This window comes from Trichocoleus sp. FACHB-6, assembly GCF_014695815.1.
Classification (GTDB): domain Bacteria; phylum Cyanobacteriota; class Cyanobacteriia; order Cyanobacteriales; family FACHB-T130; genus Funiculus; species Funiculus sociatus.
Genome location: NZ_JACJOY010000111.1, coordinates 16,247 through 42,462, shown reverse-complemented (window position 1 = coordinate 42,462; position 26,216 = coordinate 16,247). Strand labels below are relative to the sequence as shown.

The window sequence follows — 26,216 nt, the reverse complement described above, 5'->3', positions numbered from 1 at the left end:
CAGCTTAAATCCAAAATTCAAAATCTAAAATTGATATGACTGAGCATATCGGCAAAGTATATCTTGTAGGCGCGGGGCCGGGAAATGTTGCTTACCTTACCGTGCAAGCGCAACAACTGCTCTGTGAGGCAGAAGTTTTAGTTTACGATGCGCTCATCGATGAGCAACTGTTGCAACTGGTGCCAGATGATTGCCAGAAGCTGGATATGGGCAAGCGGGGAGGAAAACCCAGCACGCCGCAAGCAGAAATTAACCAACTGCTGGTGGAAAAATGCCAAGAAGGTAAAGCCGTTGTGCGTCTAAAGTCAGGCGATCCGTTTATTTTTGGGCGCTGTAGTTCCGAAATTCAAGCATTAATTGCCGCCCGGTGTCCATTTGAAATTGTGCCGGGAATTTCCTCAGCTTTAGCAGCACCTTTACTAGCAGGAATTCCGCTGACAGATCCGGTGATGAGTCGAGGTTTTGCCGTAGTGACAGCCCATGAACCAGAAGCCTTAGACTGGAAGACACTCTCCGGGATGCAGACGCTAGAAATATTGATGGGCGGACGCAATTTAGGTGAAATTGTCCATCAGTTGCAGCGATATGGGCGATCGCATTCTACACCAGTCGCCGTTATTCGTTGGGCGGGAACTGCTGAACAAAAAATCTGGATAGGGACTTTGGGCAATATTGTGGAGAAAACCAAGGGTGAATCTCTTTCTCCCACAGTAATTGTAATTGGGGAGGTAGTTGGCTTGAGAGAATATTTGCGATCGCCTGAAGAAGACACAAGGCGATCCCCGCAACCAAAAGGAATTACCAATTCCCAATCCCCAATCCCCAATCCTCAATCCTCCATTCCTATGTTTGGTAAAACTATCTTGGTGACGCGAGCAACCGGACAAGCAAGTGAGTTTTGCGATCGCTTGCAACAACAAGGCGCAACAGTAATCGAAATGCCTACTCTGGAAATTGTCCCGCCTTCCAACTGGGAGGCTTTGGATAATGCGATCGCGCAACTTACTGACTACTCGTGGTTAATTCTCACTTCCACTAACGGCGTTGATTACTTCTTTGAACGCCTAGAAGCACAAAATAAAGATGCTCGTGCGTTAGCAGGGGTAAAAATTGCTGTAGTTGGGAAGAAAACCGCCCAAAGTTTAAAACAGCGAGGTATCAACCCAGATTTTATTCCCCCAGACTTTGTGGCGGATTCCCTCGTAGAAAACTTTCCAGAAAATCTCTTCGAGAAAAAAGTTCTGTTTCCCAGAGTCGAAACAGGTGGAAGAGAAGTTTTAGTATCGGAACTACGCGCTTTTGGTGCAGAAGTGGTAGAAGTGGCGGCATATCAGTCTCGGTGTCCAAAAGCGATTTCTCCCCAAGCTCTCCAAGCACTACAGCAGCAGCAAGTCGATATAATTACCTTTGCCAGTTCTAAAACCGTGCAACATTTTTGTCAATTAGTAGGCGCAATTGAGGAATTATCGCTCCAGAATGTCTGTATCGCCTCAATTGGCCCCCAAACCTCAAAAACTTGTCAGGAGCTTTTGGGACGAGTTGATGTGGAAGCGCCAGAATACACGTTAGATGGGCTGCTGGAAGCGATACTAGAGTGGACTACAGTGTTAACGAAGAATTCTTAAAGAACTTTTAATCTTGCCACTGTTAAGGAAATTTTGTTAACTTTTGGGGTAGTCGTGCCACCTGCACAGAACACCTGAAGAAATAAGCATGGAAATAGTATTATCTAATACAAAATATTAGTTTTTTCATCTTGCTCCTTCAGCGGTAAAGGTTTAGGGAGTGAAATAGCGTATGCGATCGCTTTTAAGATCGTTAAATCTGATCAGGGATACAGCAGCATCTAGGTTGGGGACGATGGCAAGCCGACTGGGAACAGGTAACGCATACGCAACTTCACTGCGATCGCGCCTGCTGCTGCTGGTTCTGCTGGCTGTCATTCCGGCGTTTGGGCTGACGCTCTACACACACTTGGAAGATCGTCATCTGGAAACAGTTGAAGCCAAGGAAAATGCCCTGCGGCTGAACAGACTCGCTACTGACAATCAAGAGCGCTTAATTGAGAATACCCGCCAACTACTTACTGTACTGGCGCAACTTCCCGAAGTACGCCAGCAGGATGCCAAACTGTGTAGTGAGTTTTTGGCTTCTCTGCGGCAAGAATATCCAAACTATGGCAATTTGGGTGTTGTAGAAGCCGATGGCGATGTATTTTGCAGCGCTCTTCCTTTTAAAAAGCCAATTAACTTAGGAAATCGCCTGTGGTTTGTGCGGACTTTCAAAGAGCGTAACTTCGCTACTGGTGATTATCAAATTGGTCAGATTACAGGCAGACCAGGGCTGGTTTTCAGCTATCCTCTACTTGACGAGAAAAGACAAGTGACAGGGGTAGTTTATGCCGCCCTGGATTTGCGATCGCTAAGTCAATTAGTTAACACTTCCCATCTACCGCCCGGATCGACTTTTACCCTTATTGACAGCAACGGGACAATTTTAGCCCGCTACCCCAACCCAGAAAAATGGATTGGGCAGTCTGCCCCAGAAGTACCGTTGGTCAAAACTATTCTCAAAACACAAAAGACAGGCACCGTTGAATCTGTTGGCTTGGATGGTATATCGCGCTTGTATGCCTTTGCGCCGCTTTCTGGTGTTTGTAACAACACAAGCGATCGCTGTAGCATTTACGTAACCATTGGCATCCCTAAAACTGTTGCCTATGCTGAGGCTGAAGGAAGGCTCAAGAGAAACTTATTTACTTTAGGGTCAATTGCGGTATTCGTAGTCATTGCCACCTGGATAGGCAGCGACGTATTTATATTGCGGCGGGTAAAAGCACTAATGAAGGCAACGCACCGCCTCTCCAAAGGGGATTTGAGCGTCCGGACTGGCTTGGCTTATGGTAGAGGAGAATTCAACCAGTTAGCTTATGCCTTTGATACGATGGCGGCATCGTTGGAAAGCTCTTTTAAAGAACGCGAATCAGCAGAAGCAGCTTTGCGAAAAAGTGAGAAAAAGTATCGTTCACTGGTTAATAGTCTGCCGCAAGTGCTATTTCAAACCGATGAAGCTGGACATTGGACATTTCTCAATCCTGCGTGGACACAACTTACTGGCTTTACTATTGAAGAAAGCATTGGGAAGAATTTTTTAGATTATATTCATCCGGAAGAGCGCGATCGCAACTTACAAGAATTTTTTGCCTTAATTTCACAGCAAAAAGAATACTTTCACAATCAGGGAAGATATATTACCAAAGATGGTAGACATTGTTACCTGGAAGTAACCGCCCAATTAACTCTAGCTTCCGATGGTAGAATTAATGGCACCAGCGGCAGCCTCACCGACATCACCGAGCGCCAAATCGCCGAGTCAGCTTTAAGAGAAAGTGAAGAACGCTGGCATCTAGCATTGCGCGGCAATAATGATGGAATTTGGGACTGGAATATCAAAACTAATCAAGTTTTTCTTTCAGCTAGATGGAAGGAAATGTTAGGTTATGAAGATGATGAAATTGCCAACCATTTTGATGAATGGATCGGTCGCGTACATCCAGATGATGTTGACTGGGTGCGACAACTTTGCCAAGATCATTTGGATAAGAAAATACCATTTTACGTCGCCGAGTCTCGCCTAAGGTGCAAAGACGGCACTTATAAATGGATTCTAAATCGCGGTCAGGCGCTGTGGGATGAAACAGGGAACCCCGTGCGGATGACTGGTTCGCACACAGATATAAGCGACCGCAAGCTTGGAGAAGCAGCACTTGCAGCCAGTGAAGCTAAATTCCGTTCGCTAATTCAAAATAGCTCAGACATCATCACTATTATTGATGCTGATGGCGTGATGCAGTATCAAAGTCCCTCTGTTGAAATAATTTTGGGATATAAATCAGAGGAATTAATTGGTAAGAGATATTTTGATTTTGTAGATCCTGAAAAAATTAACTACGTTAAAAATAATTTATCCAACTTAATTGAAAATTCTGACTTAGCCGTATCAATAGAATACAGATATCAACATAAAAACGGATATTGGCGCTATTTATCATCAAGATGCACTAACCTTTTTGCTGACCCGGCTGTAGGTGGTATTGTTGTCAATTCTCGCGATATTACTGGACGCAAAACTGCTGAAGAAGCACTGCGACAAAGTGAAGAAAGATTCCGCAATATAGTCGAAAATACTAACGACTGGGTGTGGGAAAAAGATATTAACAATGCTTATACTTACGTCAACCCGAAAGTCAAAGATATTCTAGGTTACGAGCCAGACGAGATTCTGGGAAAGAGGCTTTTTGAGTTTATGACACCGTCAGAGGCTGAGCGATTTGCTCAATTGATGGATTACTTTACCTCACTCAGACAACCGTTCTCGCAACTGGAAAAAACGTTACTTCACAAAGATGGTCATGAAGTTATCCTCGGAACCAGCGGTTCTCCAGTCTTCGATCATCAAGGTGTTTTTCAAGGTTATCGCGGTATCGCTCGTGACATAACTCTTGCCAAGCAAGCGGAAGCGCTGATAGCCGGACAAAAACGGTTACTAGAAATGATTGCCACAGGAGTGCCACTCCTTCAAGTGCTGGACGCTTTGGTGCAGTTTATCGAGGAACAGTCTGGTGAAGGCATTAGCGCGATCCTGCTTGTTGACAAAACTGGGACAAAATTGCTGAATGGAGCCGCTCCTAGTCTTCCAGGCAGCTACACTCAGGCAATAAATGGAATAGCGATCGCTCCTAATGTTGGTTGCTGCGGTTCGGCGGCGTATTTTGGTAAACCAGTTATCGTTTCGGACATCGAAAACGATCCCTTGTGGACAGAATTTCGCGATTTGGCATTATCTAATGGATTGCGAAGCTGTTGGTCGATGCCAATATTTTCCACCAATGGCAAGATACTGGGGACTTTCGCCATGTATTACCGCAAAGTTCGCCCCCCCAGTGCCGAAGATTTGCAACTGATTGCAGTAGCAACGCAAATGGCAGGAATTGCGATTGAGCGCCAGCAGTCTTTGGAAGCGTTGCAAGAAAGCGAAGCCCGGTTTAGGCGGTTAGCTGAGTCGAATATGTTTGGCGTATTTTTTGGGGATATTAACGGTAATATCGCCGAAGCTAACAACGCTTTTCTGTCGATGGTGGGCTACACGCGGGAGGATCTTCTCGCAGGCAGAGTGCATTGGGACGCATTGATTCCCCTAGAATGTCGCTCTCTGAATGAACGAGCGATCGCAGAAATTAGAAAGTCTGGCTCTTGTACCCCTTTCGAGCAAGAATACACTCGCAAGGATGGCAGTTGCGTCCCTATTCTATTCGGTATGGCACTTTTGGACGAGTATACGGATCGGGTTGGCTGCTTTGCCGTTGACTTGACAGAGCGCAGACAGCTGGAAAAAGCCCTAGCCGAACTTTTGGTACTTGAGCAGCAGGCGCGTACAGAGGCCCAAGCCAGCGAACAGCGCTATCGCCTTCTAGCAGACGCGATGCCGCAGATCGTCTGGACTGGACAGCCGGATGGCTTTCTAGATTACTACAACCAGCGCTGGTTTGACTACACAGGAATGACCCTAGAGCAAACTCAGGGGTGGGGATGGCAACCTATACTGCATCCGGACGACGTACAAAATTGTCTCGACACTTGGAATCATGCAGTGCAGACGGGCGAACCTTATAAAGTTGAATATCGCTTCAAGAGAGCATCTGACGGAAAATATCGCTGGCACCTCGGCTGGGCGTTACCATTGCGCGATCGCAATGGCAATATTATCAAATGGTTTGGGACTTCTACGGACATTGACGACCAGAAGCGGGCTGAGGAAGGGTTGCGTCAGAGTGAGGAGCGGTATCGTTCTCTGGCACGCGCCACCACTCAGATAGTCTGGACTACCAACGGTCAAGGTGAGATGATTACCGAGCAAGCTGATTGGACAGCTTATACTGGTCAATCTGAAGCCGAGATCCAGGGTTGGGGCTGGCTAGAAGCCGTTCATCCCGACGAGCGCGATCGCGCTTCCCAAGAGTGGTCTCAAGCCATCCAAACCAAAAGTATCTATAACACCGAGTTTCGTCTGCGGGGTGCCGATGGTGATTATCGATACTTCAATGTCCGTGGCGTTCCCTTATTATCAGAAGAAGGTGAAATTCGCGAGTGGATTGGCACCTGCACCGATATTACAGAAAAAGTGCTTTCCCAAGAAGCAATTCGCCAGCTAAACGCCGAATTGGAAAAAAGAGTCATCGAACGCACCGCCCAATTAGAAGCAGCTAATAAAGAGCTAGAAGCTTTCTGCTATTCTGTCTCTCACGACTTGCGTAGTCCTCTGCGTGCAATCAACGGTTTCTCGCGGATCTTGCAGGAAGACTATAGCGATCAACTCGATCCGGAAGCCCAACGCTATCAACAGATGGTGCAGGACAACGCCCAGAAAATGGGCGAGTTAATAGATGATTTGCTCAGTTTCTCCCGGCTGTCGCGCCAACCGCTAAGAAAACAGCCAGTAGCTATTCTCCACCTAGTGCGTCAGGTACTCGCAGAACTACAGGAAGAACAACAAAACCGTAATATTGGAATTACCATTGGCGAACTGCCCATTTGCCAGGGAGATCCAGCCTTACTCAAGCAAGTTTTTATCAATTTACTTTCCAACGCCTTCAAATTTACACGCGATCGCGAAATCGCCCAAATTGAAATTGGCTATAACGATCAGTCATTAACTAATACCCAAGAACTAATAACTAATGATGTTTATTTCATCAAAGACAACGGTGCAGGCTTTGATATGCGCTACGCCCATAAACTCTTTGGTGTCTTCCAGCGGCTACACCGTGCAGACGAATATGAAGGAACCGGAGTAGGTTTAGCGATCGTACAACGCATCATCCACCGTCACGGCGGACGCATCTGGGCTGAATCAGCAGTCAACCAAGGTACAATTTTTTACTTTACCCTTACAGGTGCTAATGGCCACAATTGAGAACCCAAAGGAAATCTTGCTAGTCGAAGACAACCCTAACGATGTGGAACTCGCACTTTTGGCCCTGCGGAGAAACAAAATCTCCAATCACATCCACATCGCCCGCGACGGCGAGGAGGCGCTAAACTTTCTTTTCTGTAAAGGCCCCTTTGCAGACCGCAACCTCAACAACAACCCCAAACTGATTCTGCTTGACTTAAAACTCCCCAAAATTGATGGTTTAGAAGTTTTGCAGATCATCAAATCCGACCCCCAAACCCGTAAAATTCCAGTAGTAATACTTACCTCATCCTGCGAAGAGTGTGACATGGTAGATAGTTACCAACTCGGTGTCAACAGTTACATCGTCAAGCCTGTAGACTTTGAACAGTTCACTGAAGCTGTGAGGCAGTTGGGGTTGTACTGGCTAGTGTTGAACCAGTCGCCAATCTTCTAAAAGTCAGGGATTATACCATTTTCAAGGCAAAGATTTTGGATTATTAAAACCGAATACAGTACAAAATTTTAGAAATTGCCGAGGCGACAAACCTAAAACCATATTGTACTGTCAGAAGCACAAAGGCTATAACAGGTGAAATCTTAACCATGAATTTGCATATATCACTTCAGAACTCAGACATCAGACCGCAAACATCAAAACTCAGACATTCTTCCTCTCAACAGAAGGTCATCATGTCAGTTCCGCTGAAAGTTTTACTGCTTGAAGACTCACCAACCGATAGTGAACTAACTTTGCACGAACTGCGTTGGGCTGGCTTTAAACCAGAATGGGAGCGCGTAGATACAGAAGCCGACTACCTGGCCCAATTGCATCCCGATCTTGACTTAATTCTGGCTGATTACACCTTGCCTCAATTTGATGCTCTCAGGGCGCTGGAACTTTTGCGATCGCGCAATCTAGACATTCCCTTCATAGTCGTTACTGGCACAGTTAGCGAAGAAGTGGTAGTAGAGTGCATGAAACACGGCGCAGCTGATTACCTGCTTAAAGATAGATTAGTGCGACTGGGGGCGGCGGTATCGCAGGCGCTGCAAGCGAAACAAATGCGCGACCATAAGCGGCAGACTGAGGCGGAAAAGACACGATTAATCGCATCCCTACAAGAAAGCGAACAACGATTTCGAGCGTTAATCGAAAACGCCACCGACATTATTCTGATTGTTGATGAAAATGGTGTTTCACAATATGTTAGCCCGTCTGTTGAGCGAATTTTAGGATATTCACCAGCTAGGGTGATTGGCAAAAGCGCTGTAAAGTTTGTTCACCCAGAGGATATAACTCTGGTTAATCAAACATTTGAACGTGCTATGGAAAATCCCAGCGTTAGTCACCGACTACCTGAGTATCACGTTCGACATACCAACGGTTCTTGGTGTGTTTTTGAGGCTGTCACTACTAACTTACTGCACGATCCAGCAGTAGCTGGGATTGTAGTCAACTGCCACAATATTACTCACGCCAAGCTTGCCGAGGAACAGCTGCGATACCATGCTTTTTATGATTCCCTGTGTGGCTTGCCTAACCGAAAATTGTTTCTGGATCGTCTGGCAAGTCGCATAGAGCGTGGCAAAGAACACCCAGAGAGCTTATTTGCTGTCTTGTTTCTGGATTTGGATCGCTTTCAGATGGTCAAATACAGTATGGGACACTTGGTAGGCGACCAACTGCTGATTGCTACGGCTGGCAAGCTATCAAGCTGCCTGAGTGCTAGTGACACGCTAGCCCGGATGGGAAGAGACGAGTTTGCTATTCTGCTGGACGATATTCACGATGTAGGTGATGCTATTCGCATTGCCCAGCAGATCCACCGGAAGTTGGGGGAGCCTTTTAAACTGAATGGGCGCGAGGTGTTCACAACTACCAGTATCGGAATTGCTCTGAGTAAAACTGATATAAAAACATTAACAAGTGAGACACCAGGAAGTTCTTCGGCTTCCTCTTTCTCCTCGCTTAATGCTCATTACTGCATCCTCAGCGCTGATGATGACCAGCCTCAAGATTTGCTGCGGGCGGCGGATACGGCGATGTATTACGCTAAGGTACAGGGCAGGGCAGGTTATGCTGTGTTCGATCCGGTGATGCACACTCGTGCGGTGGATCGTTTGCAGTTAGAAACGGATCTGCGACGAGCGATCGCTACCCATGAATTTCAACTTTACTATCAGCCGATTGTTTCCCTATCTACAGGCAAAATCAGTGGTTTTGAGGCTCTTGTACGCTGGTTTCACCCGACGAGGGGCATGGTTTCTCCATCTGAGTTTATCCCAGTGGCAGAAGATACTGGTCTGATCGTCCCCATTGGTGCGTTGGTACTTCAGGAAGCCTGCCGTCAGTTGCGTGTTTGGCAGCTGAAATATCCCGATTTTACGGATGATTTAACTATCAGCGTGAATCTTTCTAGTGTTCAGTTTAGGCAATCAGGTTTAATTGAGCAAATTGACGAAATTTTGCAGGAAACTGGTCTTGATCCTAGTTTCTTGAAGTTGGAAATCACCGAAAGTACCATCATGGAAAATGCCGATTCTGCTAAAGCTTTGCTTGAGCAATTGAAGGCAAGGAATATTCTATTGTGTATTGATGACTTTGGTACAGGCTATTCTTCATTAAGTTATTTGCACCGCTGGCCTATAGATACTTTGAAGATTGACCGCTCTTTTGTCAATGGTATCGGCATTGAGGCTCACAGTCGGGAGATTATCTGGACAATTGTAACCCTGGCTGGCAATCTGGGTATGGAAGTGGTGGCAGAAGGTGTGGAAACTGAGCAGCAGTTGACTCAGTTGCGACTATTGAAACGGGAATGCCATTATGGGCAGGGATATTTGTTTTCTCGACCAGTGGATAGCGAGGCGGCTGTGAAGTTGTTTGCGTCAGAGTTGCGATGGTAAAACAATTAAAAATTCTCGTTTTTAGTCAGATACTGGGAACACAATTCTGGGAATGGCTAAGAAGAAATGAGGCTCTAGCGTCATGCTCCGATATTCCCCGTCAGAGATTGGGAACGAGAGTATAACTAATGAATAATGACGATAAACGGCGGATTATTGGTTTAACTGGGGGCATCGGGACTGGCAAAACTACGGTTTCAAATTATCTAGCCAGTGTCTACAATTTGCCGATTTTGGATGCGGATGTTTATGCAAGAGATGCTGTAAAAGTTGGTTCGACGATACTGAATCTGATTGCTGAGCGCTACGGTTTAGATATACTGCTACCGGATGGAACCTTAGATCGCGGGCGGTTGGGTAATGTTGTTTTTAATAACTTTGAGGAACGTCGGTGGCTAGAACAACAGATTCATCCTTTTGTGCGCGATCGCATTGTCGAGGCAATTGATAATTTTAATCTACATCCCACGGTGGTATTAGTGGTGCCTTTGCTGTTTGAAGCTGAAATGACTGATCTGTGTACAGAAGTGTGGGTTGTAAGCTGTTCGCAACAACAGCAGATTCAGAGATTGATTCAACGCGATCGCTTAACTTTTGAACAGGCGCAACTTAGAATAAACAGCCAGATGCCAATAGACCAGAAGTGTGCCAAGGCTGATGTCGTTCTTGACAACTCCTCCACTTTAGAATTTCTGCTCCAACAGGTAGACGCAGCCATAAAAAGTTTTGAATGTTGAGTTAGAGCGTTTCTCAAGAGTGGATTTTCAGTCATTGACAGGCTTATTCAATACTTGGGCAGCTTTAGTGCAATGCAAGTGCCAGGTTTTCCCTGCCCCCAACAGTTACAACATGAAACCACCCTGTAACCCAATACTTCTCGGAGGGGGGTGGTTTCATACAACCCTTAGAAAATATCGAAAATTGCGGTAGGGTAGGGGCATGGCAATGCCATGCCCCTACCGGAAACCAAAATCAACGTTACAGAATTTTCTCTGACGGGGTTGTTACTAGCTTCGGAGTTCGTTGAGTTTGGCTCTTAGCGTCTCTATCCTTTTACGGTTCACGCCTAAATCTGACTGTCCCAGGCGGGAAGCGGAACGGACGTGGATGGTTTTTGCGGCATCATCGACATAGAATTCCACATCATCGACAAACCCGATGAGTTTGATGGTGAATTCCGCGTAGAGGTAATTGTCGGTTTCGGCGACAATTTTGGTTTTAGGGAAAGACTGGATAACTGTCTTGAGATCAGCGATCGCTTGTGCGGCACTAGAGTTGTAGGTAAGAGGCTCGATTTTATGTTCGCTATCCTGGCTTTGGCTGTTGACACAGTTGGGCGTACTAGGACATGGCGCTAGTTTTCCTGACTGTACACCTAGATTTGTGGGTCGTTTTCCGGCAAACACGGTCATTCCTCCTAAAAAAGTAGTTGCCCCTATGAAACAGATAGCTGCTAAACATAAGGATATGAAGATTACAGGCCAACGTGACTTACTGGGGCTGACATCCATGAATGAATTTTCTCTCAATTCGTTACTAGAAGACCTGAAAAACCCTGATGAGAAGGTGCGCTATGAGGCTACGGCTGAGCTTTGGCGCATTTGGTTTTATCAAAAGGGAGTAGCGGGTTTTGAAATTTTACAGCGATCGCAGGCATTACTTGAAGCCGGAGAGATTGCCAAAGCCGAAGGCTTACTTAGAGAAATCATCGCAGCTCAACCTGATTTTGCCGAAGCTTGGAATAGACGAGCCGTACTTTACTATATTCTCAGGGATTATAAAAAAGCTCTTAACGACTGTCAAATGGCTGTCGAGCTAATTCCATTTCACTTTGGCGCACTGCATGGTATGGGGTTGTGTTATCTCGCGTTGGAAGAATACAGTGCTGCTATCGTAGCTTTTAGAAAAGCTTTGGAAATTCAGCCTTATGCGCTAGAGAATCAAAGGTTAATTTTAGAGTGTACAGCAAAATTGAGTTAATGCGATCGCTTCATTTTCCTCCCTGTAGACGGTTGACACGGATTAATTTACCTGTCACTTCCTCAGCCGAAATAGCCTCATTAATGCGCGTTGCCAGCCTCTCTCAATTGCGATCGTTTGTGTAGACAATTATGCCAGCATGGTCAGGTTGTAAGCGATGCAGTTAGATGTAATCTTGCCGGTCAAGTGTCAAAACTGCTCTTTAATTTATCACAGCAAAAGCTAACACATCTTCATCGGGAATCCTCAGTCCGGGATTTCCCGTTTCCTGAACGGTCAAAGTATCCTTGCCCTAACTTAATCTAAAAAGGGCGAATATAATTTGCATATTCTCACAATAAACCCGCCTACGCAGGTTTCAAAATTTGGCGCAGGCGGGCTTTGTTCGTCTTGCAACTTTCGACTACTAACTTTGTGGAACCGCAGGCGGTGTCACAGAAACAGTCCCACTTCCGGAGGAATCTTTCCCTTTCAAGTAGAATCCTGCCACCACTAACAAAATAATAACTAACGTGCCAATTCCAAGCGGGTTAGGAAGCCAGAACACAGCTTCGATGTGGTTTACCTCACCTGGATTCAGCTTCCAAACCATTTCATGCCCTTTATCGGAGACAACTGGAGTGATAGCAGTGGTAGAGTTATCAACACTCTTAGCACCCCAAGGAGTTTTCAAGCTAAAGTCCAAATCAAACAGCGAACCGGGACTAACTATAACGTTACCGTCACTAGAAAGAACACCGAGCGATCGCAAATCTAAATCGTAACTCAAACGATTTCGCACCCAGAAAATAAAATTACCCTGAGTCAAACTCAAATTAGACTTAATAGTTGGTAAATCCGTCGCCGGTTGGGAACCCTTCTTCACCGGAGGATTAAAAAACTCATTAAACTTCTCCTCCAACTCCCGACCGCTAGCAAACGGAACCGTCAGAATAACTTCCTCTTTCGAGATGCGCTTAACTTTCCCAGAAAGTTCCTTTGCGCGACTCTGAAGACTATTTAACCAATCCTGCGCCTGTTCGCTGCTAAAAGCAGTCAGCTGTTCCCGCAACTTAATATGCTGTACAATTTCCCCTTTATTCGGACTCTCGAAATTCACCCCAGCATCATACTGAACGCAACCCGAAAGCAAAAACACTGCCAACAGCATCACCCAGAGAACCCGCATCCTCGCCAACACACCGCCAAATTCCAACACAGCTAACCTCACTCTTTCTCCTCCTTGCTCTTTGTTCTCTTCGCGTCCTTCCTTGTCTTTGCGGTTCATTTACCCATGTCGCGCCGCCACACCCAAACCTTTAAACAACATACAAGGCAAATAACTACCGCCACCAACCCATTCGGGCGTATCTCCCAGAACCAAATTTTTACAAGCCTCAAAAATACTACCAGCCACCATAGTATTCTTCACCCGACCGACAATTTTGCCTTTTTCCACCTTGTAACCTAAATCCAGGTTTACCGAGAACTCTCCGGCTAGTTGATTAGACTGTCCAGCACCCAAAACCTGATCCACAATTACCCCTTCATCCATACTGGCAATTAAATCAGCCGTAGAAGTCTTACCAGGAGCAAAACACAGATTTACCAAATCCGGGCTAGGACGAGACAAACCGCCCCGGAAACCGTTACCAGTAGACTCGCAACCAGCCCGTGCAGCCCAACGACGATCCCAATAAAAGCCGCGTACAGTGCCTTGTTCGATAAACACCTTGCGGCTGGTGGGCGTACCTTCATCGTCAAAAGCGCAGGCAGAAGCTCCGATGGTGGGGTCTTCAAATAACGTTAAACCCTCGTTAAATAGCTTCTCGCCCAGTTTAGCTGCCAATGGAGAGGCTTTTTGGACAACCGATTGACCGGAGAGAACCGTTTTAAATAAGCGTCCGATGGCACCTGCGGCGGCTCTGGGGTTGAACAAGACAGGGAAAGATCCACTTTCAATTGTGGCTGGCTGTTCTGCTAGAGCATACTTTTGCAACAAATCTTCCAGAAGACGGTTATAGTCGGGAACGCGATCGCGGGCGACATCGAAGCTGTAAATTTGGAGAAAATCTTCCCCGCGTACTAAGTTACCCGAAAGGCTGGCGCTGACAATTTGGCTGCTGCGTTCGGCGTACAAATCAGAACTGGTAGCAATTTTAATGTTTCCTTTCCGGACGTGGAAGCCGACATCTACCAGGATATCGGGATTATAGTCGTGGATTTGGGAAATTAAGCGATCGCCTACTTCCACTAATTCTTCAGTTGCTGGTGGTGTGTATGTTGTTTCTGGTGCTGTCACCTGCATTACGCTGGCAAAATCAAACTCAGATGGATCGCCAATTTCCGACGTTTGCACGGCAGCATCTACCAAATCTTCCAGCCGCGTCAAGTCTGTGGAACTGGCAAAACCCAACTTACCCTTATGCAGCACCCGCAGCGCTACCCCTTTTAAGGCTTTGGTTTGCAGAGATTTTAAACGATTGTTTTCAAACTCAACTGGTGTGTCAGAGCTTGATAGATAGTAAACTTCAGCGGCATCGGTTCGCCCCTTTGCCAATTTCAGAATTTGCTCCACCGTCGCATCAGTCACCATCTCAGTTCCTCCAGCTTCACCCATAATCATCTTAAATTAAACCCACACGCTCGAAGCGTGTGGCTAAACAGACAAAGCTCGCGTTGCGCGGGCTTTGTCTGTTCGCCCTTGACTTTAGTCGTCAGGCGTTTTTACTTCTAGTTATTCTAGTAGGTATAGATTAATTTTTATTTCACGGAATGGCTAATTCAACTCGATTGGAAAACCAAGATATTAAATTTGGCATTCTAGACCAAGCACAACAAAAGGCAATATATACTCTTGCTTTATCTAAAGCCCACTTTAGTACAGCAACAGTTTGGGGTTACGTGCAATTTATAGTAGGAATACCGAATACTATTCTTTCTGCTATTGCTGGAGCCTCAGCTTTATCACAATGGCAAGATAGTAATATGCTGGCTGGGATGTTATCAATTTTAGTAGCAATACTGACGGCGATATCAACTTTCTTAGATCCAAGCGATCGCGCAAAAGCTCACTGGCACGCCGGAAATCAGTTTCAGCTGCTTAACGATAAGTTTCAAATATTTATAGATTTTGATGCGATCGCTGGGAGTTCTCCTCACGAGCTTAAACAAAAGCTAGACATATTAATAGATGAATTTTATAAAGCCAGAAAGGAAAATCCTGTAACTCCTTACTGGTCATGGAAAAAAGGTTTAAAAGAAGCTAAACAAGAGCAGCGTCAAGTGTAGATTTTAGAGACGCGATTTCTCGCGTCTCTAAAATCTATGCCCCAAAGGAGGTTTACAAACTCCACCAAGCTAAGCTACCCAACGTCAAAATGATAGCAATCAGGGCAACCCAGATAAAACGATTGTCTTGGGTATTCACTTTGCTCAAGTCAACTTGTTCCAGTTCTGGTTCTGGACGCTTACGGGGGGTAGTATTGGCAGGTTTAACATTGCTAGCGCCCCGAAATTCTGCCTGACTCTCAGCCAGTGCAGTTAAGTCGGGAATCTCACTCAACCATTCTGGACGCCTACTTAATTGGGGAGCTTCCATAATGTAGAGTAGGCGACGGCTTTGCTTGCTGATTTCTGGAGCGGGATGATGAAACAGCTGTTTTAACAAAGCGATCGCTTCCGTCCTTTGTCCAGCAGCCTCATAAGCCGTCACCAGCCAAATCTGCACTTCTCCCCCCAGTTGGGAGTTACGAGCCACAAGGCTACTCGCCTTTTCCAAATGCTGCACTGACTGGCGGTACTCGCCACGCTCAAATGCGGTTTTTCCAGCCTGGTACTGGGTTTTAATGATATCTCGGTTTTCTGAATTCACTTTGCCGATGTCATCTGGAGTGAACTTTTTTTCAGTTTTGTCGTCAACGCCGACAGCCCCTTTAAATTTTAGCGAAGGGGTTTATCCTGAAATCAAAACTCCTGCGATAATTTGCCTCCACTAGGGTTTTATCACAGAGGGGGTGGGGACTGGGGAGTAGGGACTAGGTAAGACTTTTTCCCAATCCCCAATTCCCACTCCTCACCCCCAATATCATCCATTCAGGTGAATCAACTAGGGGAATCTACTTAGCTTTGCCAGGGCGTACCTTAAGAAGTAATTCAAGCTTTCATATCAAGTTGCTATCCAACAAATCGGGAGCTAAAACTATGCTCAAAGCAATAAATCTGTCTCAAGGTGGATTCAATCGGCTTGGACTTGCTACTCTGTTAGCACCGTTAACGCTAGGATTCGCCATGTTAACAGGAGCGAATTCACCCGTTAACGCCAGACCCTCAGTAATTATACGGAATCGCCCTACTTACGTAATTCCACGGCCATCAACTGGGAACTGGATTTACGGCAGTCCCATTCCCAGTCCGATTCCTGTAAACCCAGTAACGGGTTTTTCTAACAATTACTATTCGGATTACTATCCGGGTTACTATCCGGTCAATCCGGGCTTTTCTGTCAGGGTGAATGGGGGAGTCTTCAGTTCGCCACTCATCCGCGTGAATCCAGGGTTTGATCATTTGCGCCCGAACCCAGTGATTATTAGACCACGGGTATATCAAAGACCTTTTGTTTCGCCAAGGCGGATTATTATCCGTTAGGGATTGGGGACTGGGGACTGGGGATTGGTGATTAGGGATTGGGAATTGGAAGGACTCTTACCCAGTCCCTAGTCCCCAGTCCCCAGCCCTCAAGCCATAAACTCGGAAGCGATAATCATCGACCCGATACCAGCGTCGGTGAAAATTTCTAATAGCAGTGCGTGGGGGATGCGACCATCAATGATGTGTGCAGCGTGAACGCCTTGGGCAAGACTACGCACGCAACACTTCACCTTGGGAATCATTCCCCCGCCGACTACACCAGCCTCAATCAAACGCCGCGCTTCGCCGATATCTACCTTGGGAATGAGGGTGGATGGGTCTTTGTAATCCTGTAAGATTCCTGCTGTATCTGTGAGCAAAATCAACTTCTCTGCGCCCAAAGCCGCCGCAATTTCCCCAGCTACGGTGTCAGCGTTGATGTTATAAGCTTGCCCAGTTTCATCTGCTGCAACGCTGGACACTACGGGTATATAACCGCTATTGACCAGAGACTGCAAAAGCTTGGTATCTACACTGGTAACTTCCCCAACAAAGCCAATACCCTCGGCACCTTCTGGACGGGCTTTGAATAAATTGCCGTCTTTGCCGCAAAGTCCTACAGCATTGCCTCCAGCCCGGTTAATCAGGGAAACGAGTTCTTTATTCACCCGACCGACTAAAACCATTTCCACAACGTCCATTGTGGGAGCATCGGTGACGCGCAGACCATTTTTAAATTGTGGCTCGATTCCCAGCTTATCCAGCCAAGAGTTGATTTCCGGACCACCGCCATGTACTACAACTGGGCGCAAACCGACGCAGGATAAGAATACGATGTCGCGGATTACTTTGTCTTTGAGCGAGCTGTCTTTCATGGCAGCGCCGCCGTATTTGACGACAACGGTGCGACCAGCAAATTGCTGGATGTAGGGTAGTGCTTCGCTTAGCACTCGCACCCGCGTGGCTTCAGCCTTCAGGATGTATTCGCTATCGTTGATCATTACTTGGCAGAATCAGGCTAGTTATTGTTTTTAGAAGTTTAGAACATAGGTGCCTCTGCGGGGCGTTTATTTGCAGCTGTTTGAAGATTCAATATTTCAATCTCTAATCATGATTTATACCTCTAGTCTAAGTAAATCCTACATCAAATTAGGGATAGGTTTAATGACCGTTATTGCTTTGAGGTCGCTTCCTGAGAACTGTGGGAATCGCTTCTATGATTTGCTTGGCGATTTGTTCGGGAGTTTGCTCTTGGCTAATGGAGATTTGCAGGTCTGCTTGCGCGTAGAGTGGCTGGCGTTGGTGGAAACGGTTTTCCAATTCGGTAGCTAGGTCAGCGTTTTTTAACAAAGGTCGGGTGGTATCGTTTTGCAGACGGGCGACTAAAAGTTCTACTGGTGCGTCTAGCCACACTACTAGACCGTATTGCAGATAGCCCCAATTCTCTAGGCGCAGGATAATACCGCCGCCGGTCGCGATCGCTAACCTGGTAAAAGCTGACATTTCCTGTAGCACTTTGCTTTCCATCTGTCGAAAGCTGTCTTCACCCTCACTGGCAAAAATATCGTTAATGGATTTACCAGCTGCTTTCTCAATTACGTTATCGGTGTCCACAAAACCGTAACCCAGCTGCTGGGCAAGTAATTTCCCTACGCTGGTCTTCCCAGCACCCATCATCCCCACCAGATAGATATTGATGCCCTTGAGCGATTCCCTAACTTGACGATTATTGTTTTCCATATCTATAAATATTAAATTCTACAAGCGATCGCTTTCACACTTTCGCAATCAACTCCAGAAAATAGAATTGGTCTTTTACTTCCCCATTACCTATTACCATATATATCAAAATTTTGTAAGACTACCTCTTTCAAATTTCGTAGTGAAGGTTGCCACTTTTCCACCAATCCACCCCGCACACAGCTTTTCACCCAAGGATGCAAATTATATCGTGGATTGTCTATCTCCAAATCTTGTAAATCTTCAATTAAATACCATCGTCGTAGCTCAGCGATCGCTATGTCCAAATCTTCTTCCAGTAACTTCCAATCTCTAGACAAATCTGCTCTGCTGACGCTTACATCACTCCCAGCTATATAACGCAGTATGGTCTGTGCTGGCACACCGATTCGTTGCCAAGTTGGCTCCAGGCAGAAGCGATAGAATGTTTCAAGTGGTCGGCTGGTTGCTGAAAGTTCCGACAATACTGGCTCAAGTGTACGAACGTGAAAAATACGCCCCACCAAAAAATGTAGTGCTAGCGGTGCGCCGCAAGAAAACTCATGCAATTGATGTAACTGTTCATCACTTGCCTGCCTAAGTATCGCTAGATTATTGTATTTTGCCTCATCAGCTAACAAAATGTGTGACCATTTTTCTTCAAGTCTTGGAACTTCAATTAATCCTAAGTATGGAGGTTTTATCCTAAGTCTGCTGGTTAACAGCGCTCGGCTGGGGTTAAGCATCTTGACAAGATTCCCCACAATATTCTCAATTTGTGCAGTTTCAGCGTTGTCTAATACGAGTAGCAGCTTTTCTTCTCTAAGACGCTGGTGAACTTGCTCTACAGGGCAAGCTAGTTGATATGCTATTTCCTTGATAAATTGCTGCCAACTAAGAGATTTAAAAGGCTTTTCAAAGCTAATATAACCATCAACTAATTCGCTTTGTCGAGCCGTAACCCATAGCACATCACTAAAGAGATTTCTTTTAAGTGCTTCTTTGGCAACAAAACTCGCAGCTTCCGATTTACCATACCCCGGACTGCCAGTAAGCGAGAGGATAGATACTTCATTCGGATCGCAAATCCGCTGCAATATTTCTTCAATTAAGTTATCTCTTCCCCACACACTCCGGCAGCGAGTATTTGGTATAAATACCCCTATCTGGCGTTTTGAGTTCTCACTTTGTGGCGTGGCAGCTGACGTTTTTAGCTCTGGCTGCGATGAAGAACATCCGACAACAGGAGTTGCCAACGAGCAGTTTTGAGTAAAGACTAACTCCCTATCAGTTGTGTCTTGAACCTGCTGGTATGAGTCTATCCATTCATCGTATGAACAGTTGAGTAACAGTTGACATAAGCCGTTGGCAATCCGATACTCGCAGGTGTGGCGACTTTCTGATTCCAAAATAGCTCGTAAAGCTTGGCGTGATGGTTCAGGTGTATCGAGTTGTTTCCGCCACGCGCTTAAAAAGTCTTGTATTAGGGCCCGGTTGCCATTTGGCTTATATCTTTTTTTAAACTCATCATGTAGCTTTTGCTTCAAACTCCCGGATAAATAAACGTTACTATTGCCTCTTTTGATTTCAGATGCACCAGTCATAATAAATACAACTAAACCTTATTAAGACTCTGCCTTAAGTAATAACATTGGATTTCTATAAATTAATCCAATGTTATTAATATATCCGCTTATGAAAAGTTTATGTTAACTTTAAATTTCTTTTAAATTAACTTTAAATTACTGTAATCTACATTCAGTGATGCTACTGTTGCTTAATAAGGCTAAATCGTAAAATCCCAGTAATTCCACTTAGGTTGACAAGTTTTTGGGGGTGCTACCCATGAAGAGTAAAGTGATTAATATCCGTGAAGTTGTCCAACAGGCTATGACGACGGGCTATCTTACCATCGCAGCCGAGGAGCAACTGCGGAGACTTCTAACCACGAAGTATGGCTTTGAAGATTTCAAAGCCTTTATGAAGTTGCAGCAAGCAGCAATGGAGGGTCAGGTTCGTCAAGAGTCTCGCGAATTAGCGCGACAAAAGCAGCTTTCCCGGCATTTAAGAGCTTCATAGCGAGACAAAAATCCGGATGGTTGAGGTTCATAGCTTTCAAAAATCCAAAATTAACTATTGATGACTCCTCCAAGAATTATTTTCCTATGCCTCGCTGGGAAGATTAATTAATACTAGGCTGATTAAGAAAGCAACAGATTTAGCAGTTATTTCTCCCTAAACCTACTCAACTAATTTTTCTGCTAGATACGCTCTGACTACTGGTAGCAGCGTGAAGTTTGTTAAGTTTTTCTCCAGAAGCGATCGCCTCCGCAAAGATTCAATGGCTTCCATCTGTTCCCGTTTCGATATTCCTGGTGCAATCTCCTCTTGGAAGGCACCTACAGAAACAGACTTGTGACGAATTGCCAGCCAGTACATTACTTTTCTTTCTATATTCGATAAGCGTTCAAAATGTATATCTAGTAAATCACGGACATCGCCAAAAACCACAATTTCTTTTGATAAAAAGTCTGTAATATTACCGTTGAAAATATCTTTAATTGTCGTTGCTACAATTTTGAGGATTAACGGATTACCGCTATAACGGTTAATTAAAACTCGGCATTCTTCTGGCTCGCCAATCAAACCTTTAAGTTGCAACAGTTCTTGTGCATTGGATGCTGCCAAACCCCGCAATTCAAGACAGCGAACAGGTAGGTTTGCGCCTTCGAGTGCGGCAATTTCTTTGGGTTTTTCCCGGCTGGTGAGAATGCAGCAGCTGGGATGGCGTTCTTCTCCTAAGCGTCGAAATAGTTCTCCATACACCTGATATTCGTAGCTATAATAACCAGCATTTTTGCCACTGCATAAAACCGCTTCAGCTTGATCCAGAATCAGTAAACAGCGGCGACTTCGGATATAAGTCATCAAGCGAGAAATTGTCACTTCTGCCGATAGGCTGTCTACTGTTTCTTGTCCTTGAGACAGAAATTGAATCAAAGAAGCCACCAGATCCTGAATCGGTGGCGCATGACGAAGCGATCGCCAGATGACAAACTCAAAGTTTTCGCTTATTTGTTCTGCCAACTTTACAGCAAGAGCAGTTTTACCGATTCCCCCCATTCCTAGCAACGCCACCAAGCGGCAGCTGTCGTTAACAATCCACTGTTCTAAAGTTGCTAGTTCTTCTTGAGAACCATAGAAGTCTTCTACATCTATAACTTCTTCCCAATCTTGGTGCTGATCAGCAACTACTGTAGACTGTAACGTCTCCTCTGCCTCGCTTTGATTTTGTTCTAGCAAATTAACAGATTCAGTTTTATATCCTGCTTTGGAGAGCAAGTTAGTAACGCGGCTCCAGTTCTTTATCTTTATTGTGTCGCCAGTCTGACGAATTAGAAGTTCCTGAATATATTTATATAATCCATTGGATAAATAGACTCTAACGGCACTCGAAGTGCGACTTTTGTAGACAGTATCTGCAATTTCGGCAGGAGAGTAACCACACAGTAAGCCTCTCAAGAATTTTTTTTCAACTGGTGTCAGGCTTCTACCTTTGGCAGAAGCTAAGTCTATGTATAGCTTTTCCAGATTCCAGTTATTTGCCGCCTCTTGAAAATCGGCTTCCTGTTCATTAACAGTTGATTCCATTCCCCTGCGTTGCCATCCCAATTCAAGATTGCCAACGCCTGATTTTAACTGATTAATTATGAAATACTAACGAACTAACGATAAAGTTCTAACGAATTTAATAACGTCTGTTAGGTGTAGTTTACGTAATCTTTTAGTTATCCTTAATTTTATGGAGACTTCATCGAACTTTCATCTAAACTTTATTAAATATTTACAGGGTGTGGAGGGAAAAGGAGATGAGGCTACGGTTTTCCTTGAGTTTAGACAGTTGTGGCAGTTTCAGCTACGTAAGTGGTATCTTCCTCCGTTCTCAGATATGGCATCCGCAAATCTACTTAGGCGAGTTGAGCATTTAAAAAATCGGTGTTTGCTCTTGACGTTTTTCTAGGTAATAACCACATGATGCTAATCCGTGAACTTGTCCAACAGGCTCTAGCCATCGGCTACTTAACGATAGAAGCTGAAGAACAACTGCGACAGCTGCTCAAAAAAAAGTATGACAGCGAGGATCTAAACGCCTTTATGACCTTACAGCAAGCGGCTATGGCTGGACACGTGAAGCAGCAATCCCGCGAACTACTACGCTCATAAGCATTTGTGATCTTGAACAAATCAATCATAGAACGGTGAAATTGTAAATCAAGATTAGGAGCGTGGCTAGGGGTCACGCTCTTGGCTTGTCGCTGCGCCAATCATCCTCAAAGTTGTCTTCGTCCTCATCTTCAAATCCCCAGTCATCTTCATCCTGATTGGTTTCCGGGGTCGGTGGCTGATAGGGCGGCGTAATCACGCGGTAATTGGCGTCATAAACCGCCTCAGTTTTTCCAACGCCTGAATTCTTTGGTTCCCGGTAGCTATAAGAGTAGACTGAACCAGCTCGTGAGGCGCTTTTTGGTTCTTGCCTAACTTCGTACCTCGTGCGGTCTTCTTCGGGAAAATTTTGAGAACTGGTGTCTGCGACGGCTGGCTTCTCCTCAAAATCCCACTCATCGTCATCAGTAGTGCTGGTATCCTCTTCCCAGTCATCTTCATAGGAATCGGCGTTTTTAGTTTCCGGTGGTGGTGGAGGGGGAGGGGTGTAAGGGGTTTGTTGAGTATCATCGCCAGTTTCGCGCCGTCGCCAGTTAGAACGAGTTGATTCGGCTTCTAGTTTTTCCAGTTTGCGGATGCGCGATCGCAAAGGACGTTGTTGCAGATAGCTGAAAAATTGCAACAAACCGCTAACGATCGCGCCAGATGCGATCGCTACTATTATCCACACCGCTAGCGGTAGCGCCTGTGTCCTCGCCCCGAAAAACACTATCGACAACGGCGACAAGTTTTGAATGGCAAATAAAGCCAGAGTTCCCAGCAGCAAAAATACCAGCAAAATCCGCATAATCTATTAAAAATGAGAAATTAAAAATTAAGACTATCTTAAATTTCTATTTTCCTTCCCAGCGGTTGATTGGGATGCAATCAATGTCCAGCTGGTCTAAAGCACGAGCTACAACAAAATCCACCAAGTCTTCAATACTTTGGGGATTGTGATACCAAGCCGGGATAGCTGGAACAATTCTAGCGCCTGCTTCTGCCAAAGTGGTCAGGTTACGCAGATGAATCAGGCTGAAGGGCGTTTCTCTCGGCACAATAACAAGTTTACGTCCTTCTTTGAGTTGTACATCGCTTGCCCTCTCCAGCAAGTCGGAACTCAAACCCGCCGCCAGCTTTGCTACGGTACTCATACTACATGGCATGATTACCATCCCCAGTGTGCGGAAGGAACCGCTAGCAATATTAGCTCCCACATCGCTCCAAGGGTGACAGCGTAGTTTACCTGCTAGTTCTACCCCCGCTTGCTGTCGCCAAAATTGTTCCTGTTCTTCAGGGTTAGGAGGCATTCGGATATTTTGTTCTGCCTGCCAAACTATATAAGTAGATTTAGAGGCAACCAGTTCAATGCTGTATTCTGCTTCTAGCAGAAATTTCAAAGCACGGACAGCATAAATTAAGCCAGAGGCACCAGTGATGCCTAAGATTAGAGGCAAAGTGTTTTTAGTCATTAGTTATTGGTCACTTCAAGTACGGCTAATGGCAATTAGCCATTAGCCATTAGCCATTAGCTATTAGCCATTAGCTATTCATCCATTTCACCCAACTCGCCGTTTTCTGCCTCTATATCTTCATTGCTGGCTTCGCTACCGCCGCCGACGATTACAAGGTCAATTTGTTGACGGTAGTAATCAACGCTTTTAACTTGGACTTCCACGCGATCGCCTAATCGATAAGAAACGCGGCTCTTACGTCCTACAAGGCAGGCGTGGCGGGAGCGGAACTCATACCAGTCATCTTTGAGCGAACTGACGTGTACCAGTCCCTCCACCAGCAAATCTTCGATTTCCACAAAGAAACCGTAAGATTGGACACCAGTAATTAACCCCTGGAAAACCTCCCCGGTGCGTTCCTTCATCAACTCAGCTTTTTTGAGTCCTTGGAGATCCGCTTGGGCATCTATAGTAAGCTTTTCTCGCTCGTTGAGATGCACAACCAAACCAGAAAGCTGCGCTTCCAACTCTTGCTGCGCGTCTGGTGGTAAGACATTCCAGTTGATATTACCGTGAGAGGAACTATGGCGGAGATTCACGCTATCTTTAGCACGGGTAGTACGGCGATCGCGTCCTTTCTCAAACATCTCCAGCAAGATCCGCGAAACCATTAAATCTGCGTAGCGCCGCAAAGGTGATAAACAGTGAGTGTAAGGAACATCCTCCTGTTCCCCCGCACCCAAAGCTAAACCAAAGTGAGAGCCACCAGTCGTGCTGTAAGTACACGGTTTAAGCGTTGACTGCAACAGATATGTCAAAACGCGCTCCGACCCTGAAGTGGCGAACATCTGAGTAAAACGTTGATAATCCCGTGGTGTCACTACATCTTCCTGTTCCAGACGTAGATCCATCCTCAGATTGCTTGCCAACTTCATCAATTCTTGGACATCCTCTGCATCTGGGGGTGCCTGGACGCGATAAATTGCAGGTAGAAACAGCCCTTGCAGGTGAGAAGCTACTGCTTGATTGAATAGCAGCATCAACTCCATTACCAGAGAACGAACTCCCCCCGAAACTACGATCGCTCCGAGAGTTCCTTCATCGCTGTAGTGTAATTGAGTACCGGGCAGATTTAATTCAAATCCTCCCCTAGCAAATCGTTGCGCTTTCACAGCTGGACTCAGCTCAAAGAATAACTGACTGAGCATTTCCATCACTGGGGGGTCGGCATCCTGATGGCGATCCAAAATCGCCTCAGCTTGTTGGTAACTAAGCTGCGCGTCCACTTGGATGACGCTGGGGTGAATCTCATACTCCACCAACTGCCCAGAAGCTGAATCTATGGTAAATATGACTGAGATGGCTAACCGATCTTGACCAGGCACCAAAGAGCAGCGACTTGCGATCGCATCCGGTAGCATTTGCACCACCATATCGCCCAGATACACCGTCATTCCCCGCTTGCGGGCTTCCCGATCCAGCGGCTCGTCCGGCTGGACGTAGTGGGCAACATCAGTGACGTGAATGCCTAAGTGCCACTGTTTATCCTCTGTTTTCTCCAAGGTGATTGCATTTTCTTGGTTGTAACTACCATCAGGTGCAAAGGCGAGGGTCAACAGAGAGCGTAAATCTTTACGATGCTTTAAATCCTTTTTCTCTAGTTTTTGTGGCAACGCTTCGGCTTGTGACAGCACATCTGCCGGAAAACTCTGAGGCAAATCGTGCTTGCAACAGACAATATCGGTGTCAGCTGCTGCTTCCGCATTGCTGCCAAGGATGCGAGCGACTCTGCCTACTGGCGGTTTTGTCGCCAAGGGGTAGCGCAGGACTTCTACGTGTACCAGGTAATCAATAGCATCCGCCAGGTTCTCGGCTGAAACCAGGTCAAGTTCAAATAGTAGCCGATCGTCTAGAGGAACAGCGCGAAAGCCGGTTTCGTTTTGCTTAACTCGTGCCAATACCGATGGATTTGCCCGTTCCAGAATTAGCCGCACTTCCCCTTCTGGACTTCGCTTGCGGTTTCCTTCTTTGGTAACTTTTACCAGTACGCGATCGCCATTCCAAGCTGTTGAGAGATGGCTCTCCCGCACATAAATATCCTCCGACCCCTCTACCTCCTGAATCGCAAAGCAAAAGCCCTTACTGGAACAGCGCAGTTTAGCTTCTACCACGTCTTCTTCATAGACGCGCCTATACTTACCACGCTCTTTGATTAGAATTCCGATTCTCTCCAAAGCATCCAGGGCAATCTGTAGTTGATTCAGACTCGCCTCATCCTGGCAACCCATTTTTTTTTCGAGTACCTTGGGAGCCACTAACTTGTCATCAGAAAAATTTGAAAGTAGTGTAGCGATTGAAAATTCCATGTACCTATGAGTTTGCCTCCGCCAT

Annotated in this window: 21 protein-coding genes and 1 pseudogene; 10 read left to right on the top strand and 12 right to left on the bottom strand. The window is 45.8% G+C overall.

Annotated elements, in window-relative coordinates; all coding sequences use genetic code 11:
• Positions 1-35 precede the first annotated feature (35 nt).
• From cobA to coaE, 5 genes are all read left to right on the top strand, one after another.
• Positions 36-1,625 carry a uroporphyrinogen-III C-methyltransferase gene (gene cobA, locus H6F66_RS22235; protein WP_190425592.1) on the top strand — a complete coding sequence of 530 codons (1,590 nt, stop codon included), beginning with the start codon at positions 36-38 and terminating at the stop codon, positions 1,623-1,625.
• 235 nt (positions 1,626-1,860) lie between these two features.
• On the top strand, positions 1,861-6,972 hold the full coding sequence (locus tag H6F66_RS22230; RefSeq protein ID WP_190425589.1) for a PAS domain S-box protein: 5,112 nt from the start codon (positions 1,861-1,863) through the stop codon (positions 6,970-6,972).
• On the top strand, positions 6,959-7,408 hold the full coding sequence (locus H6F66_RS22225) for a response regulator (protein WP_190425586.1): 450 nt from the start codon (positions 6,959-6,961) through the stop codon (positions 7,406-7,408). Before H6F66_RS22230 ends, H6F66_RS22225 begins: the two co-directional genes overlap by 14 nt.
• 236 nt (positions 7,409-7,644) lie before the next feature.
• Positions 7,645-9,861 (top strand): EAL domain-containing protein, encoded by a 2,217-nt coding sequence (locus H6F66_RS22220; protein WP_190425582.1) that lies wholly within the window; start codon positions 7,645-7,647, stop codon positions 9,859-9,861.
• Positions 9,862-9,989: 128 nt separating this feature from the next.
• Positions 9,990-10,598, top strand: coding sequence for a dephospho-CoA kinase (coaE, locus tag H6F66_RS22215; protein ID WP_190425579.1), 609 nt, complete (start codon positions 9,990-9,992; stop codon positions 10,596-10,598).
• Between the two features lie 270 nt (positions 10,599-10,868).
• Here coaE and H6F66_RS22210 read toward each other — a convergent pair whose 3' ends face one another.
• Positions 10,869-11,372: a DUF1499 domain-containing protein gene (locus H6F66_RS22210; protein WP_190425576.1), complete on the bottom strand. Its 504-nt coding sequence runs from the start codon at positions 11,370-11,372 to the stop codon at positions 10,869-10,871.
• Here H6F66_RS22210 and H6F66_RS22205 point away from each other — a divergent pair.
• Positions 11,371-11,841, top strand: coding sequence for a tetratricopeptide repeat protein (locus tag H6F66_RS22205; RefSeq protein WP_190425573.1), 471 nt, complete (start codon positions 11,371-11,373; stop codon positions 11,839-11,841). The genes H6F66_RS22210 and H6F66_RS22205 overlap by 2 nt on opposite strands.
• Positions 11,842-11,851: 10 nt before the next feature.
• Here H6F66_RS22205 and H6F66_RS29500 read toward each other — a convergent pair.
• From H6F66_RS29500 to H6F66_RS22195, 3 genes and pseudogenes are all read right to left on the bottom strand, one after another.
• Positions 11,852-12,169: pseudogene (locus H6F66_RS29500) on the bottom strand (DUF5615 family PIN-like protein).
• Between the two features lie 78 nt (positions 12,170-12,247).
• On the bottom strand, positions 12,248-13,108 hold the full coding sequence (locus tag H6F66_RS22200) for a DUF3153 domain-containing protein (protein ID WP_190425570.1): 861 nt from the start codon (positions 13,106-13,108) through the stop codon (positions 12,248-12,250).
• A complete protein-coding gene (locus tag H6F66_RS22195) occupies positions 13,109-14,413 on the bottom strand; it encodes a metallopeptidase TldD-related protein (RefSeq protein ID WP_190425700.1) in 1,305 nt (434 codons plus the stop codon). It abuts the gene before it with no gap.
• Between the two features lie 182 nt (positions 14,414-14,595).
• Between H6F66_RS22195 and H6F66_RS22190 the strand changes: the two genes are divergently transcribed.
• A complete protein-coding gene (locus H6F66_RS22190) occupies positions 14,596-15,111 on the top strand; it encodes an SLATT domain-containing protein (RefSeq protein ID WP_190425567.1) in 516 nt (171 codons plus the stop codon).
• A gap of 52 nt (positions 15,112-15,163) precedes the next feature.
• On the opposite strand, the gene H6F66_RS22185 is transcribed toward H6F66_RS22190, so the two are convergent.
• Positions 15,164-15,694, bottom strand: coding sequence for a hypothetical protein (locus tag H6F66_RS22185; protein ID WP_190425564.1), 531 nt, complete (start codon positions 15,692-15,694; stop codon positions 15,164-15,166).
• Between the two features lie 329 nt (positions 15,695-16,023).
• Here H6F66_RS22185 and H6F66_RS22180 point away from each other — a divergent pair, with 329 nt between their 5' ends.
• Positions 16,024-16,467 (top strand): hypothetical protein, encoded by a 444-nt coding sequence (locus H6F66_RS22180; RefSeq protein WP_190425561.1) that lies wholly within the window; start codon positions 16,024-16,026, stop codon positions 16,465-16,467.
• Between the two features lie 89 nt (positions 16,468-16,556).
• Here H6F66_RS22180 and argB read toward each other — a convergent pair whose 3' ends face one another.
• The 3 genes from argB to H6F66_RS22165 form a co-directional block, all read right to left on the bottom strand.
• Positions 16,557-17,450, bottom strand: coding sequence for an acetylglutamate kinase (gene argB, locus H6F66_RS22175; protein ID WP_190425558.1), 894 nt, complete (start codon positions 17,448-17,450; stop codon positions 16,557-16,559).
• 160 nt (positions 17,451-17,610) lie between these two features.
• A complete protein-coding gene (locus H6F66_RS22170) occupies positions 17,611-18,189 on the bottom strand; it encodes a shikimate kinase (protein WP_190425555.1) in 579 nt (192 codons plus the stop codon).
• Positions 18,190-18,275: 86 nt separating this feature from the next.
• Positions 18,276-19,772 (bottom strand): NB-ARC domain-containing protein, encoded by a 1,497-nt coding sequence (locus tag H6F66_RS22165; RefSeq protein ID WP_190425550.1) that lies wholly within the window; start codon positions 19,770-19,772, stop codon positions 18,276-18,278.
• 253 nt (positions 19,773-20,025) lie between these two features.
• On the opposite strand from H6F66_RS22165, the gene H6F66_RS22160 reads away from it, so the two are divergent.
• Positions 20,026-20,247 carry a hypothetical protein gene (locus H6F66_RS22160; protein WP_190425697.1) on the top strand — a complete coding sequence of 74 codons (222 nt, stop codon included), beginning with the start codon at positions 20,026-20,028 and terminating at the stop codon, positions 20,245-20,247.
• 162 nt (positions 20,248-20,409) lie between these two features.
• Here H6F66_RS22160 and H6F66_RS22155 read toward each other — a convergent pair whose 3' ends face one another.
• On the bottom strand, positions 20,410-21,819 hold the full coding sequence (locus H6F66_RS22155) for an NB-ARC domain-containing protein (RefSeq protein ID WP_190425547.1): 1,410 nt from the start codon (positions 21,817-21,819) through the stop codon (positions 20,410-20,412).
• Positions 21,820-22,200: 381 nt separating this feature from the next.
• Here H6F66_RS22155 and H6F66_RS22150 point away from each other — a divergent pair, with 381 nt between their 5' ends.
• On the top strand, positions 22,201-22,392 hold the full coding sequence (locus H6F66_RS22150; RefSeq protein WP_190425544.1) for a hypothetical protein: 192 nt from the start codon (positions 22,201-22,203) through the stop codon (positions 22,390-22,392).
• Between the two features lie 73 nt (positions 22,393-22,465).
• On the opposite strand, the gene H6F66_RS22145 is transcribed toward H6F66_RS22150, so the two are convergent.
• From H6F66_RS22145 to H6F66_RS22135, 3 genes are all read right to left on the bottom strand, one after another.
• The gene (locus tag H6F66_RS22145; protein ID WP_190425543.1) at positions 22,466-23,179 is read right to left on the bottom strand and encodes a LapA family protein; all 714 of its coding nucleotides are present in this window, start codon (positions 23,177-23,179) and stop codon (positions 22,466-22,468) included.
• A gap of 46 nt (positions 23,180-23,225) precedes the next feature.
• Entirely contained in the window at positions 23,226-23,843 is a 618-nt protein-coding gene (locus H6F66_RS22140) for a flavin prenyltransferase UbiX (protein ID WP_190425540.1), read from the bottom strand.
• 74 nt (positions 23,844-23,917) lie between these two features.
• Entirely contained in the window at positions 23,918-26,191 is a 2,274-nt protein-coding gene (locus H6F66_RS22135; RefSeq protein ID WP_190425537.1) for a ribonuclease R family protein, read from the bottom strand.
• Positions 26,192-26,216 lie beyond the last annotated feature (25 nt).

Bases quoted from the DNA above. Each gene is read 5' to 3' on its own strand.
- cobA (WP_190425592.1), top strand. From the start codon at position 36: ATGACTGAGCATATCGGCAAAGTATATCTTGTAGGCGCGGGGCCGGGA.
- H6F66_RS22230 (WP_190425589.1), top strand. From the start codon at position 1,861: ATGGCAAGCCGACTGGGAACAGGTAACGCATACGCAACTTCACTGCGA.
- H6F66_RS22225 (WP_190425586.1), top strand. From the start codon at position 6,959: ATGGCCACAATTGAGAACCCAAAGGAAATCTTGCTAGTCGAAGACAAC.
- H6F66_RS22220 (WP_190425582.1), top strand. From the start codon at position 7,645: ATGTCAGTTCCGCTGAAAGTTTTACTGCTTGAAGACTCACCAACCGAT.
- coaE (WP_190425579.1), top strand. From the start codon at position 9,990: ATGAATAATGACGATAAACGGCGGATTATTGGTTTAACTGGGGGCATC.
- H6F66_RS22205 (WP_190425573.1), top strand. From the start codon at position 11,371: ATGAATGAATTTTCTCTCAATTCGTTACTAGAAGACCTGAAAAACCCT.
- H6F66_RS22210 (WP_190425576.1), bottom strand. From the start codon at position 11,372: ATGGATGTCAGCCCCAGTAAGTCACGTTGGCCTGTAATCTTCATATCC.
- H6F66_RS22200 (WP_190425570.1), bottom strand. From the start codon at position 13,108: ATGAACCGCAAAGACAAGGAAGGACGCGAAGAGAACAAAGAGCAAGGA.
- H6F66_RS22190 (WP_190425567.1), top strand. From the start codon at position 14,596: ATGGCTAATTCAACTCGATTGGAAAACCAAGATATTAAATTTGGCATT.
- H6F66_RS22180 (WP_190425561.1), top strand. From the start codon at position 16,024: ATGCTCAAAGCAATAAATCTGTCTCAAGGTGGATTCAATCGGCTTGGA.
- argB (WP_190425558.1), bottom strand. From the start codon at position 17,450: ATGATCAACGATAGCGAATACATCCTGAAGGCTGAAGCCACGCGGGTG.
- H6F66_RS22170 (WP_190425555.1), bottom strand. From the start codon at position 18,189: ATGGAAAACAATAATCGTCAAGTTAGGGAATCGCTCAAGGGCATCAAT.
- H6F66_RS22165 (WP_190425550.1), bottom strand. From the start codon at position 19,772: ATGACTGGTGCATCTGAAATCAAAAGAGGCAATAGTAACGTTTATTTA.
- H6F66_RS22155 (WP_190425547.1), bottom strand. From the start codon at position 21,819: ATGGAATCAACTGTTAATGAACAGGAAGCCGATTTTCAAGAGGCGGCA.
- H6F66_RS22150 (WP_190425544.1), top strand. From the start codon at position 22,201: ATGATGCTAATCCGTGAACTTGTCCAACAGGCTCTAGCCATCGGCTAC.
- H6F66_RS22145 (WP_190425543.1), bottom strand. From the start codon at position 23,179: ATGCGGATTTTGCTGGTATTTTTGCTGCTGGGAACTCTGGCTTTATTT.
- H6F66_RS22140 (WP_190425540.1), bottom strand. From the start codon at position 23,843: ATGACTAAAAACACTTTGCCTCTAATCTTAGGCATCACTGGTGCCTCT.
- H6F66_RS22135 (WP_190425537.1), bottom strand. From the start codon at position 26,191: ATGGAATTTTCAATCGCTACACTACTTTCAAATTTTTCTGATGACAAG.